Below are 11,793 nucleotides of genomic sequence, written 5' to 3' on the forward strand. Positions count from 1 at the left end.
AACTTCCAGACGCAGGCCTTGCAGCTGCGCTCGGAACGCCAGCAGATGATCGCCAGCAACATCGCCAACGCGGACACGCCGGGCTATGTGGCGCGCGACATGGATTTTTCGCAGGCGCTGCGCCAGGCGGTCGGCGACCGCAGCGCCGCCTCGCAGCTCAAAACCACGGCCAGCGGCCACATGCCCACCGGTATCGGCACGCTGGGCGGCGGAGTTGAGGCCCGTTACGCCGCCGCGGCGCAGACCAACCTCGACCGCAACACCGTCGACATGGACCGCGAGCGGGCCACCTTCGTGGAAAACACCCTGAAGTACGAAGCCTCGCTGCGCTTCATCAACGGCAGCGTGCGCACGATGCTCGACGCGATCAAGGGGCAGGCATGACGACTGAAAGACGGCTGAACAGCCGCGGCCAGCGCCGGGCCGCTCCCAAGCGGCCGCGGACCCCCTCGGGGGGTGGTTCGGCGTACTCGACGAACCGGGGGCTCCAATGAGCATGTTCCAAATATTCAACGTCTCTGGCAGCGCCGTGAGCGCGCAGAGCCAGCGGCTGAACACCGTGGCCTCCAACCTGGCCAACGTGGATACCGTGGCCGGGCCGGATGGCACCGCCTACAAGGCGCGGCAGGTGGTGTTCCAGACCGAGCTGATGGGCGCGCGCCAGGCGCAGCGGCCCATGGGCACCGGCATCGGCCCGATGGACCCGGCCACCGAAGGCGTGGTGGGCGCAGCCGGCGTGCGTGTGTCCACCGTGGTGGAAGACAACAGCCCCGGCCGCCGGGTGCACGACCCCAAGAACCCCAGCGCCGATGCCGACGGCTACGTGACCTACAGCAACGTCAATGCGGTCGAGGAGATGGTCAACATGATCTCCGCCTCGCGCAGCTACCAGAACAACATCGAAGTGATGAACACCGCCAAGTCCCTGCTGCAGAAGACGCTGCAGATGGGCCAGAGCTGACGCCCGCAGGCTGAACCAGGACCACCATGACCACCACCTCCACGTCGCCGGTCTCCGGCGTCACGTTCAACGGCAGCAGCTTCAACTACGGCGGCACGCCCACCGCCGAGACCACCGATGGCAGCGACCGCTTCCTCAAGCTGCTGGTGGCGCAGATGCAGAACCAGGATCCGTTGAACCCGATGGACAACGCCCAGGTGACCAGCCAGATGGCGCAGATCAGCACCGTCACCGGCGTGGAAAAGCTCAACACCACGGTCAACGGCCTGAACGCCCAGTTCGTGCAGATGCAGGCGCTGCAGGGCGCCACGCTGGTGGGCAGCGAGGTGGTGGTGGCCGGCAACAAGCTCACCACCAGCGAGGACGGCAGCATCCAGGGCAGCTTCGACCTGGGCGGCGCAGCCGACAGCGTGAAGGTGGAGGTGCTCTCGGGCAGCGGCCAGGTGGTGGACACCATCAACATCGGCGCCGAGAAATCGGGGCGCCATACCTTCGACTGGAAGCCGTCCGAAGGCGTCAGCGCCTCCAACGGCAAGAGCTTCCGCGTGGTGGCCAAGAGCGGCGCCACCGACGTCAGCGTGACGCCGCTGATGCGCGACCGGGTGGACGCGGTGACCACCGGCGACACGCTGCAGCTGGAGCTGCGCAACGCCGGCACCGTGAAGTACACCGACATCAAGTCCTTCAACTGAACCCCTGACCGCAGGACCCCACCATGAGCTTCCAGCAAGGCCTGTCGGGCTTGAACGCCAGCAGCAAGAACCTCGACGTCATCGGCAACAACATTGCCAATGCCAACACCTACGGCGCCAAGACCTCGCGCGCCGAGTTCGCCGACATGTACGCCACCGCCCTCAACGGCACCGGGGCCAACAACGTGGGCATCGGCGTCAACCTGCAGACGGTGGCCCAGCAGTTCACGCAGGGCAACATCACCAGCACCGAAAACGCGATGGACCTGTCCATCAACGGCGGCGGCTTCTTCCAGGTGACCGACGGCCGCAACCCGGTCATGTACACCCGCAACGGCCAGTTCAAGGTGGACCGCGAGGGCAACATCGTCAACAACGACCAGCTCAAGCTGATGGGCTATCCGGCCGACGGCGCCGGCGTCATCCAGCCGGGCCTGGCGCAGCCGCTGAAGCTACCCACCGCCGGCATCTCGCCGCAGCCCACCACCACCATCGACCTGGAGATGAACCTCGACGCGCGGCTGGGCGTGACGGCGCCGACCACCGGCGCGGCCATCAACTTCAGCGACGCCAAGACGTACAACAACGCCACGTCGCAGACCCTGTACGACGCCAAGGGCCAGGAAGTGGCGATGACCTACTACTTCCAGAAGGCCGCGACGCCGGCCGACACCTGGAACGTGTTCGCCACCGCCAACGGCACCACCGTGGCCGGCACCGCCGCCGCGCCGCTGCCGGTGACCACGCTGAACTTCAGCAGCAACGGCGGCAGCGTCACCAACCCGGTGGGGCCGATCAGCATCGACATTCCCGCCTCCACCAACGTGGCGGGCGCGGCCACGCTGCCCATCACCGGCATCCAGCTCGACCTCAGCAAGTCCACCCAGTACGGCTCGGGCTTCCGCGTCACCGACCTGGCGCAGGACGGTTATGCGGCCGGCACGCTGTCGGGCATCTCGGTGGAAGACAGCGGCATCGTGATGGCGCGCTACTCCAACGGCGAAAGCAAGCCGGTGGGCCGGCTGGAGCTGGCCAACTTCCGCAACACGCAGGGCCTGCAGCCGCTGGGCGGCAACCTGTGGGCACGCACCTTCGCCTCGGGCGACCCCATCGTCAACGTGCCGGGTGAAGGCACCATGGGCAAGCTGCAGTCGGGCGCGCTGGAAGAGTCCAACGTCGACCTGACCGGCGAGCTGGTGAACATGATCACCGCCCAGCGCATCTACCAGGCCAATGCGCAGACCATCAAGACGCAGGACCAGGTGCTGCAGACCCTGGTGAACCTGCGCTGACGCGCGCGCCGCCGGCTGAAGAGGGGAGCGAGCGATGGACCGCATGATCTACCTGTCGATGTCGGGCGCGAAAGCCGCCATGCAGCGGCAGGACGTGCTTTCGCACAACCTGGCCAACGCCACCACCACCGGCTTTCGCGCCGAGCTGCAGGCCTTTCGCGCGGTGCCCATCCGCGGCGACGGCGCCACCACCCGCGCCTATGCGCTGGAGTCCACCGTGGGCTACAACCAGCTGCCCGGCGCGGTGCAGGCCACCGGCCGCAACCTGGACGTGGCGATGAAGGGCAATGCCTGGATGGCGGTGCAGGCGGTGGACGGTACCGAGGCCTACACCCGCGCCGGCAACCTCGACGTGAATGCCGAGGGCACGCTGATGACCCAGTCGGGCCAGATGGTGATGGGCGAAGGCGGCCCCTTGACCGTGCCGCCCAACAGCGAGGTGAGCATCGCCCCCGACGGCACCGTCAATGCCAAGGCCGCCGGCCAGGCCGCGGTGCAGGTCGGCCGCATCAAGCTGGTGACGCCCGAGGCGCCGATGACCCGTGGCGACGATGGCCTGTTTCGCGCCGGCCCCGACCCGCTGGACGCCGACCCCAACGCGCGGCTGCAGGACGGCGCGCTGGAAGGCTCCAACGTCAGTGCGGTGGAAACCATGGTGGCGATGATCTCGGCCGGCCGCCAGTTCGAGCAGCAGATGAAGCTGATGCAGACCAGCGAGCGCCAGGAGCAGACGGCCTCCAAGCTGCTGTCCACCGGCTGATCGCCGGGCGCCCGCTCAGGGCTTTTTTTCCAGCCGCAGCGTGTCGTTGACCTGCTTGAGCTGAAAGCGGCTGAGGAAGCTGTTGCCCAGCAGCACGAAGGGCATCTGCTCGGGCAGCACCACCGCAGGCACCTGGTACACCTCGGCCCCGCCCACCCGCACCGAGGTGAGCACCACCTGGTGCACCGGCACCGGGCCATTGGCCGTTTGCGTCGTGCCGCGTGCGCCGCGCTTGTAGTCCAGGCCGATGCGGTCGGCCTCGGCCTGCGACAGGGCCACCGCGCTGGCGCCGGTGTCCACCATGAACTGCACCGTCTTGCCGTTGATCTGGCCGCCCGACATGAAGTGGCCGCCCGGCCCCGCGGTGAGCACCACTTCCTGGTCGGTGCGCGTGGCCGCGGCGCCGCCCAGGCTCACCGGCGCGGCGCCGATGCGCAGCAGCAGCTGGCTGCCGCCCACTTCCACCCGCGCGCCATCGGCCGCCACCGACAGCAGCTTGACGCCGCCGTAGCTGCTGCCCACGCTCAGCGTGCGCGGCTGGCCGTCGATGACCAGCAGCGCGGCGCGCTCACCCATGCTGCCATTGAGCGAGACCTGCTGCGCCGCAGCGGGCAGGGCCGCGGCCAGGCCAGCCAGCAGCAGCAGCAGGGCGATGCGGCGCATGGGGCTGCGTCAGTCGCGGAAGTTGTTGAAGGACAGCGGCACGTCGATGTCCTTGCGGATCAGTGCCATCGCGGCCTGCAGGTCGTCGCGCTTGGCGCCGGTGACGCGCACCGTGTCGCCCTGGATGGCGGCCTGCACCTTGAGCTTGCTTTGCTTGATGGCGCCCTGGATCTTCTTGCCCAGCTCGCTGTCGATGCCGGCCTTGAGCACCAGCACCTGCTTGACCTTGTCGCCGCCGATCTTCTCGATCTTGGCGCTGTCGTCGATGAAGCGCGCATCGACGTTGCGCTTGCTCAGCTTGCCCACCAGCACGTCCTTGACCTGGCCGATCTGGAAGTCGCTGTCGCCATAGAGCGTGATGCTCTTGTCGGTGCCCTTGTCCTGCAGCTCGACCTTGGCACTGGTGCCCTTGAAGTCGAAGCGGGTGGTGATTTCCTTGCCGGCCTGGTCGACCGCGTTGCGGACCTCGACGAGATCGGGTTCAAGAACAGTGTCGAAGCTGGGCATGGGACCACCTGGTACAGAGAGAAAAGGACCGTAAGCACAGGCTCACAGGGGAATCAGCGAAAATTCTGCCATGCAACGCTTGGCACCGGCCCTTCAGATCGAGCACGACGCCAGCCTGCGCGCCTACAACACCTTCGGCCTGCCGGCCGTTGCGCGCACCCTGGTCCACATCCGCAGCGCGCTCGACGTGCGGCGTGTGGTCGACCATCCCGAATTCGGCCGCGCGCCCAAGCTGGTGCTGGGCGGCGGCAGCAACATGGTGTTCACGCGCGACGTGGCACCGGTGGTGCTGAAGATGGACGTGCGTGGCCGCCGGCTGGTGGAAACGCGCGACGACGCCTTCATCGTCGAAGCCGGTGCCGGCGAGCCCTGGCACGAGTTCGTCGAATGGACGCTGGCCAACGGTTTTCCGGGGCTGGAGAACCTGGCGCTGATCCCGGGCACCGTGGGGGCTTCGCCGGTGCAGAACATCGGCGCCTACGGCATCGAGCTGAAAGACCGCTTCGAGTCGCTGAGCACCGTCGACCTGGTCACCGGCCGCAGCGTGACGCTGGATGCCCGCACCTGCGCCTTCGGCTACCGCGACAGCGTGTTCAAGCAGGAGGGCTTCGGCGGCCTGGCCGGCAAGAGCGTGATCACCCATGTGCGCTTCCGCCTGCCGCGCCCGTGGCAGCCGGTGCTGGGCTACCTGGAGCTGGAGCGCCGCATGCACGAGAGCGGCAACTTCCAGCCCGATGCGCAGACGGTGTTCCAGTGGGTGTGCGACATCCGCCGCAGCAAGCTGCCCGACTGGCGCGAGGTGGGCAATGCCGGCAGTTTCTTCAAGAACCCGGTGGTGACGGTGGAGCAGTGCCGCGACATCATCGGCCGCGACCCCGAGATCGTGCACTACCCGATGCCCGACGGCACGGTGAAGCTGGCCGCCGGCTGGCTGATCGACGCCTGCGGCTGGAAGGGCAAGACCGTGGGCCGCGCCGGGGTGTACGAGAAGCAGGCGCTGGTGCTGGTCAATCGCGGGGGCGCCAGCGGCGCCGAGGTGGTGACGCTGGCACGCGCCATCCAGGAAAGCGTGTACGGCCGCTTCGGCATCCGGCTCGAGCCTGAGCCGCTGATCGTCTAAGGCCCGGGGCCCCAGGCCGGCTCGGTGCCGGCCAGCAGGCCTTCGTCGCGCAGCGCCGCGGCGCTGGCTTCCAGCCGCGCCTGCAACTCGTCCAGCCGGGGCTGCAAGCCTGGGGCATCGGCCTGCTGCGCCTGCTCGCGCACGGCCTGGGCGGTGGTGGCCAGGCCCTGCAGGCCCAGGTTCAGGGCCGCGCCCTTCATCGCATGCAGGGCGGCGCGCAAGGGGTCCATCTGGCCTTCGGCGGCCCACTGGCGCAGTTGCGGCAGCTGTTGCCGGCAGTCCTGCAAAAAGCCTTCGGCCAGTGCAGCCAGGCGCTCGCGCGGCATCACGCCGAGCACGTTGGCCAGCACCTGGCGGTTGAGCAGATCGGCCGCTGGCAGCGGTGGCGGCGCAGGGGCGGGCACAGGCGCAGGCGCGGGCGACGGCGCCACGGTGGGGCTGGCCGGCACCGTCACGCTGGCCAGCGTCTGCACCAGCAGCGCGGCTTCCACCGGCTTGGTGAGAAAAGCCGTCATGCCGGCCGCCATGCAACGCTCGCGCGTTTCAGGAAAAGCATCGGCCGTCAGCGCGATGATGGGCAGCCGGCCGCGTGCGCCCGGCAGGCGGCGGATGGCGGTGGTGGCGCCTACGCCGTCCAGCTCGGGCATGTGCAGGTCCATCAGCACCGCATCGAACGTGCGTTGCTGCACCGCCTGCACGGCCTCGTGGCCGTTGACCGCGAAGGTCACCTGGTGGCCCAGGCTGGTGAGCAGCGCCTCCAGGTACTTGCGGTTGACGGCATGGTCTTCAGCCACCAGCACCTGCAGGCTGGCGCGCGGCTGGTCGGGGCCGGGGAGGGTGGGCAGCGGGTGGCGCTCGTCCTCCGCGGGCGCCGCGTGCAGCGGAAGCACGAAGACGAAGCTGCTGCCTTCACCCGCCCGGCTGCTGGCGCGGATGTCGCCGCCCATCAGCCGCGCCAGGTTGCGCGAGATCTCCAGGCCCAGCCCGGTGCCGCCATAGCGGCGCGACCGCGAGGTGTCGCCCTGCGTGAAGCGCTGGAACAGCCGCGACATGGTGGCTTCGTCCATGCCGATGCCGGTGTCGCTGACGGTGAAGGCCAGCTGGTCGTGCTGGGCAGCCGCGGCCAGCGTCACCGTGCCGCTGTCGCTGAACTTGATCGCGTTGCTCAGCAGGTTGAACAGCACCTGCTTGATGCGCGTGGCATCGGCCGTCACCCGCTCGGGCAGACCGGGGGCGATGTCGATGCGCAGCGCCAGGCCTTTGGCCACCGCCTGCGGGCGCATCAGCGCCTCGATGTCGTGCAGCAGGCGCGCCAGCGGCACCGTGTCGTTCACCAGCGTCAGCGTGCCCGACTCCAGCTTGGACATGTCCAGGATGTCGTTCAGGATGGCCAGCAGGTGGTCGGCCGATTCGGTGGCGGTGCGCAGGTAGTCGAGCTGGCTGCCGTCCAGCCGCGTCTGCCGCAGCAGCGAGAGCATGCCCAGCAGCCCCTGGAAAGGCGTGCGGATCTCGTGGCTCATGTTGGCCAGGAACACGCTCTTGGCCTGGCTGGCGGCCTCGGCCTCGTGGCGGGCGTCGCGCAGCCGGCGGGCCAGTGCCTCCAGGCCCAGCTGGCGGCGTTCCAGCTGGCGCATCTGGCGCACCGTGATCAGCGCGAACACCAGCGTGCTGACGCACAGCACCAGCGTCAGCGCCACGCTGACGATGTTGTGCTCGCGCACGGTCTGGTTGCGGCGGGCGATCTGCGCCGCGACCTCGTGCGAGGCCGACAGCGACAGCGAATGGATGGGCGCGGCCAGCGCGTCCAGCATGCGCGACAGCCGGGCCAGCGCGGCGGCATCCAGCGCCTGCGTGCCTTCCGGGCCCAGGTAGCGGTCGGCCTCGGCCATGAAGGCCTGCAGCTGCTGCACGGTGCGGTCGAACTCGGAGCGGTCGCGGATCAGCCGCGCCGCGCGCTCGGTCTCCAGCAGGTTGGCCATGCTGACGAACAGGTCGTAGCGCAGCTGCAGCGCCTGCCGGTCCGCCGGCAGCTGGCGGCGCGACTCGCGCCACTGCATCTGCAGCCGCAGGAACTCCGCCTCCAGCTGGTTGAGGTTGACCAGCAGGTAGTCGCCCTGGAACTGCACCGCCGAGGTGAGCGAGCGGAACTGGTGCACCTGCACCGTGGCGGCCAGCGCAAACGCGGCCACCAGCACGGCGCCGACGATGCCGATCAGCCAGCCCCGTCGCGGAGCGGCCGTGGTGGGGGCACGGTGGTTCACTGAACCTCGAGCTTGACCAGTTGCCAGGCGCAGCGGCTGAAGTACACCGCGGTGCGCAGCTCGGGCCGCCGATCGAAGGGATACATGATGAACAGCGGCCCCTTGTCACGCACCTGCATCGGCTTGCCGTCCAGCAAGGTGGCCAGCACCACGTCGTAGCGCACCAGGTCGTCGAACGGGATCTCGACGCGGTAGTCGTTCAGCGCCACGGCCTGCACCTTGTCGCCGCGGGCGCCGCAGGCGCTGAGCACGTCGCGCACCAGCGGGCCGCTGAAGGTGCGGGTGGTGGCGTACCAGGGCGTGCGGGTGACGATCTCGGTCTGCGGCAGCCGCTGCAGCATGGCCAGGTCGAAGGCGCCGTGGCCTTGCCAATTGGGCATGCGCAGGCGGCCGGTGACGGTGAGCATCACGTCGGAGGCGGGCGCCTCCAGCGCATGCGCGCCGCGCACACCGGCACAACCCAGCGCCAGGCCGGTGAGCAGGGCAGCACGTCGGCGAAGCAGAAGCATCGACTTGAAAGGCAGTTGAGGCAGCGGCCCCGTTGGCGCGGATTCTAGGAGGGAGCCACGAGATGCTCGCGCTCACGCAGCGCCGGGAAGAGGCGCATCCACACCGCCACCACCAGTAGCGTGCCCACGCCGCCCAGCACCACCGAGCCCACCGGGCCCAGCCAGGCCGCGGTGGCGCCCGACTCGAACTCGCCCAGCTGGTTGCTGGCGCCGATGAAGACGGAGTTCACCGCCGCCACCCGGCCGCGCATGTCGTCGGGCGTGTCCAGCTGCACCAGCGACTGGCGCACCACCACGCTCACCATGTCGGCCGCGCCGGCCACCATCAAGGCCACGAAGCTGAGCGGGAACACCGTGGACACGCCGAACACCAGCGTGGCCACCCCATACACAGCCACCGCCGCGAACATGCGCCGGCCCACGCGGCTGCGGATCGGCCAGCGGCTGAGCAGCAAGGACACCAGCAGCGCCCCGCCCGCCGGCGCGCCGCGCAGCAGGCCCAGCCCCCAGGGGCCGGTGTGCAGGATGTCGCGCGCATAGATGGGCAGCAGCGCGGTGGCCCCGCCCAGCAGCACCGCGAACAGGTCCAGCGAGATGGCGCCCAGGATCACCGGCCGCTGGGCGATGAACCGAAAGCCCGCCAGCAGCGTGGCCATGTTCACCGGCTCCTTCGAAGGCGGCCGCGCCAGCCCGCGGATGGACAGCACCAGCGCGCCGCCCAGCAGGAACAGCGCCGCGCACAGGCCGTACACCGCCGCGGCGCCCGCCACGTAGACGAAGCCGCCCACCGCCGGCCCGGCGATGATGGCTGCCTGGATGGCGCCCGAGCTGAAGGCCAGTGCCCGCGGCAGCACCGCGGCCGGCACCAGCGCCGGCACCACCGCCTGCTGCGCCGGCTGCTGGAAGGCCCGCGCCACGCCGAGCAGCAGCGAGACGGCCAGGATGGTCTCGCGCCCCACCCAGCCGCCCACCGTGCCTGCGGCCAGCGTGGCCGCCACGCCGGCCTGCAGCACCAGGCACGCGGCCAGCACATGGCCGCGGTTGCTGCGGTCGATCACGGTGCCGGCCACCAGCGACAGCAGCAGCGCGGGCATGAACTGCGCCAGCCCCACCAGGCCCAGGTCCCAGGCGCTGCCGGTGGTGTCGTACATCTGCCAGCCCAGCGCCACCATCAGCATCTGCGCGGCCATGGTGCCGGCCAGCCGGCCCCACCACATGCGCATGAACGACGGAAACGCGCGCAGGGGCGCGTCCGCCGCAGGAGCCGCGGCGCTCACTCGCGCACGTCGGCGACGGGCGCGCTGCCGAAGTCGGGGCGGGCCAGGTAGGCCAGCACCTTGGCGGCGGCGGTCTCGGGCGAATCCAGGGCGCCGGTGGCGGCCAGGTTGGCAAAGCGGGCCTGCTCGGGGAAGCGGGCCGGATCGCCGCCGCGCAGCTGGCGCTGCATGTCGGTGTCGATCACGCCCGGCGCCAGCGACACGGTGCGCGCGCCGTTGGGCAGCAGCGCTTCGTCCAGCGCCAGCGAGCGCGAGAAATGGTCCAGCCCGGCCTTGACCGCGCAATAGCTGGCGCTGCCCGCCATCGCCCGCCGGCCCAGGCCCGACGAGATGTGCAGCAGCTTGCGCTGGCCCGACCAGCCGCGGGTGGCGCGCAGGAAGGCGGCCGACAGCAGCAGCGGCGCCTCCAGCCCCACGCGCAGCGCGGCCGACAGCGCCTCGGGCGCATCGCCTTCCAGCGGGCCGGGCGTGCTCAGCAGCGCGGCGTTGTTGATCAGCGAGGCGCTGGCGAAGCGGTCGGCCGGCATCGCGGCCAGCCAGACTTCCAGCCGCGCGGCCACGGGCAGCGGGTCGGCCAGGTCGGCCTGCCATTGCTCGGCGCCGGCCAGTTGCGGGTTGGGCGCACGGGCGATGCCCAGCACGGTGTGGCCGGCCTGCAGCAGCTGCGCGGCCATCGCGGCACCCATGCCACGTGAGCTGCCGGTGACGATGAAGAGGTGGGAGGACATCGGGCGAGGATACCTGCGCCTCGAAAGGCCCGCCCGCCGGGCCGCCCCAAGGGCGGGCGCGCCCCAAGGGTCCGGAGGGCCCTTTCACAAGGGCCAGGGGGCAGCGAGCGAAGCGAGCTTGGGGGCCGACTCAGAAAGGAGCGGGGCTGTCGAACTGCACCGGCTCGCCGCTGCGCGGATGCACCAGCGCCAGGTGCTCGGCATGCAGCATCAGCCGCGGCGCCAGCGCCTGCACGTCGGGCGGGGCATACAGCTCGTCGCCCAGCAGTGGATGGCCCAGCGCCTGCAGGTGCACCCGCAGCTGGTGCGAGCGGCCGGTGACCGGCTCCAGCGCCACGCGGGTGCTGCCGTCGGGCCGGCGCTGCAGCACGCGGTAGCGGGTGAGGCTGGGCTTGCCGTTGATCAGGTCCACCATCTGCCGCGGCCGGTTGGGCCAGTCGCATATCAGCGGCCAGTCCATGGTGCCGGCGTCGTCGGCCAGGTGGCCATGGGCCAGCGCCACGTAGCGCTTGGCCACATGCCGTTCGGCAAAGGCGATGCTGAGTTGGCGGTGCCAGCCCGCGCCGCGGGCCAGCACCATCAGGCCGGAGGTGGCCATGTCCAGCCGGTGCACGATCAGCGCATCGGGCCAGCGGGCCTGCACCCGGTGCGCGATGCAGTCCTGCCCCTGCGGGCCGCGGCCCGGCACCGACAGCAGGCCCGAGGGTTTGTCGACGACGACGAGGGCGTCGTCCTGGTGCACGACCGTGAGGTCGGGCAGGGCGCTCACCGCCCGGTCAGGCCGCGGGCGGCTCGGTGCCCGGGGCGGGCGTGTCGTCGGCCGGCGGGTTGTCGCCCGCATGGGTGTCGGACCCGTGCTGGCGGTCCGAGGCCTTCTTCTGGCGCTTTTCTTCGGCCTTGCGCTTCTTGGCCAGCTCGCGCTGTCGCTTTTCGTACGAGTAGTTGGGCGTCGCCACCGGGCGTCTCCTGTTGCTGCGAATGGCCGCGGCGCCAGCATAACCCCCAGGGCGCCGAAGGCGAAAC

General features: G+C 70.3%; 14 protein-coding genes. 6 read left to right on the top strand and 8 right to left on the bottom strand.

Annotated elements, in window-relative coordinates; translation table 11 throughout:
• The 5 genes from flgB to flgF all read left to right on the top strand — a co-directional run.
• Positions 1–384 (top strand): flagellar basal body rod protein FlgB (gene flgB / locus ABNT58_RS26250; RefSeq protein WP_348756323.1); only part of this gene is annotated, 384 nt, incomplete at its 5' end.
• Positions 385–490: 106 nt separating this feature from the next.
• The gene (flgC, locus tag ABNT58_RS26255) at positions 491–961 is read left to right on the top strand and encodes a flagellar basal body rod protein FlgC (RefSeq protein ID WP_348756324.1); all 471 of its coding nucleotides are present in this window, start codon (positions 491–493) and stop codon (positions 959–961) included.
• 26 nt (positions 962–987) lie between these two features.
• Positions 988–1,653, top strand: a complete 666-nt coding sequence (locus tag ABNT58_RS26260; RefSeq protein ID WP_348756325.1) for a flagellar hook capping FlgD N-terminal domain-containing protein — start codon at positions 988–990, stop codon at positions 1,651–1,653.
• 23 nt (positions 1,654–1,676) lie between these two features.
• Entirely contained in the window at positions 1,677–2,945 is a 1,269-nt protein-coding gene (gene flgE / locus ABNT58_RS26265) for a flagellar hook protein FlgE (protein WP_348756326.1), read from the top strand.
• Positions 2,946–2,979: 34 nt separating this feature from the next.
• The gene (gene flgF / locus ABNT58_RS26270; RefSeq protein ID WP_348756327.1) at positions 2,980–3,705 is read left to right on the top strand and encodes a flagellar basal-body rod protein FlgF; all 726 of its coding nucleotides are present in this window, start codon (positions 2,980–2,982) and stop codon (positions 3,703–3,705) included.
• A gap of 15 nt (positions 3,706–3,720) precedes the next feature.
• On the opposite strand, the gene ABNT58_RS26275 is transcribed toward flgF, so the two are convergent.
• Both ABNT58_RS26275 and ABNT58_RS26280 read right to left on the bottom strand, forming a co-directional pair.
• A complete protein-coding gene (locus ABNT58_RS26275; protein WP_348756328.1) occupies positions 3,721–4,368 on the bottom strand; it encodes a retropepsin-like aspartic protease in 648 nt (215 codons plus the stop codon).
• A 9-nt stretch (positions 4,369–4,377) separates the two neighbouring features.
• The gene (locus tag ABNT58_RS26280) at positions 4,378–4,875 is read right to left on the bottom strand and encodes a YajQ family cyclic di-GMP-binding protein (protein WP_348756329.1); all 498 of its coding nucleotides are present in this window, start codon (positions 4,873–4,875) and stop codon (positions 4,378–4,380) included.
• A 70-nt stretch (positions 4,876–4,945) separates the two neighbouring features.
• Here ABNT58_RS26280 and murB point away from each other — a divergent pair, with 70 nt between their 5' ends.
• Complete coding sequence (gene murB / locus ABNT58_RS26285) at positions 4,946–5,995, top strand: UDP-N-acetylmuramate dehydrogenase (RefSeq protein ID WP_348756330.1); 1,050 nt, start codon at positions 4,946–4,948, stop codon at positions 5,993–5,995.
• On the opposite strand, the gene ABNT58_RS26290 is transcribed toward murB, so the two are convergent.
• The 6 genes from ABNT58_RS26290 to ABNT58_RS26315 form a co-directional block, all read right to left on the bottom strand.
• Positions 5,992–8,256, bottom strand: coding sequence for an ATP-binding protein (locus tag ABNT58_RS26290; RefSeq protein ID WP_348756331.1), 2,265 nt, complete (start codon positions 8,254–8,256; stop codon positions 5,992–5,994). The genes murB and ABNT58_RS26290 overlap by 4 nt on opposite strands.
• On the bottom strand, positions 8,253–8,765 hold the full coding sequence (locus ABNT58_RS26295) for a molybdopterin-dependent oxidoreductase (protein ID WP_348756332.1): 513 nt from the start codon (positions 8,763–8,765) through the stop codon (positions 8,253–8,255). Before ABNT58_RS26295 ends, ABNT58_RS26290 begins: the two co-directional genes overlap by 4 nt.
• A 44-nt stretch (positions 8,766–8,809) precedes the next feature.
• Positions 8,810–10,042, bottom strand: a complete 1,233-nt coding sequence (locus ABNT58_RS26300; RefSeq protein WP_348756333.1) for an MFS transporter — start codon at positions 10,040–10,042, stop codon at positions 8,810–8,812.
• The gene (locus ABNT58_RS26305; RefSeq protein ID WP_348756334.1) at positions 10,039–10,770 is read right to left on the bottom strand and encodes an SDR family NAD(P)-dependent oxidoreductase; all 732 of its coding nucleotides are present in this window, start codon (positions 10,768–10,770) and stop codon (positions 10,039–10,041) included. Before ABNT58_RS26305 ends, ABNT58_RS26300 begins: the two co-directional genes overlap by 4 nt.
• A gap of 130 nt (positions 10,771–10,900) precedes the next feature.
• Entirely contained in the window at positions 10,901–11,539 is a 639-nt protein-coding gene (locus ABNT58_RS26310; protein ID WP_348756335.1) for a pseudouridine synthase, read from the bottom strand.
• 7 nt (positions 11,540–11,546) lie between these two features.
• A complete protein-coding gene (locus ABNT58_RS26315) occupies positions 11,547–11,726 on the bottom strand; it encodes a hypothetical protein (RefSeq protein ID WP_348756336.1) in 180 nt (59 codons plus the stop codon).
• Between the last annotated feature and the right edge of the window lie 67 nt (positions 11,727–11,793).

This window comes from uncultured Aquincola sp. (genome assembly GCF_964001545.1).
In the GTDB taxonomy this organism is placed as follows: domain Bacteria; phylum Pseudomonadota; class Gammaproteobacteria; order Burkholderiales; family Burkholderiaceae_C; genus Aquincola.

Excerpts from the sequence above, each read along its gene's own strand:
- flgC (WP_348756324.1), top strand. The coding sequence starts at position 491 with ATGAGCATGTTCCAAATATTCAACGTCTCTGGCAGCGCCGTGAGCGCG.
- ABNT58_RS26260 (WP_348756325.1), top strand. The coding sequence starts at position 988 with ATGACCACCACCTCCACGTCGCCGGTCTCCGGCGTCACGTTCAACGGC.
- flgE (WP_348756326.1), top strand. The coding sequence starts at position 1,677 with ATGAGCTTCCAGCAAGGCCTGTCGGGCTTGAACGCCAGCAGCAAGAAC.
- flgF (WP_348756327.1), top strand. The coding sequence starts at position 2,980 with ATGGACCGCATGATCTACCTGTCGATGTCGGGCGCGAAAGCCGCCATG.
- ABNT58_RS26275 (WP_348756328.1), bottom strand. The coding sequence starts at position 4,368 with ATGCGCCGCATCGCCCTGCTGCTGCTGCTGGCTGGCCTGGCCGCGGCC.
- ABNT58_RS26280 (WP_348756329.1), bottom strand. The coding sequence starts at position 4,875 with ATGCCCAGCTTCGACACTGTTCTTGAACCCGATCTCGTCGAGGTCCGC.
- murB (WP_348756330.1), top strand. The coding sequence starts at position 4,946 with ATGCAACGCTTGGCACCGGCCCTTCAGATCGAGCACGACGCCAGCCTG.
- ABNT58_RS26295 (WP_348756332.1), bottom strand. The coding sequence starts at position 8,765 with ATGCTTCTGCTTCGCCGACGTGCTGCCCTGCTCACCGGCCTGGCGCTG.
- ABNT58_RS26305 (WP_348756334.1), bottom strand. The coding sequence starts at position 10,770 with ATGTCCTCCCACCTCTTCATCGTCACCGGCAGCTCACGTGGCATGGGT.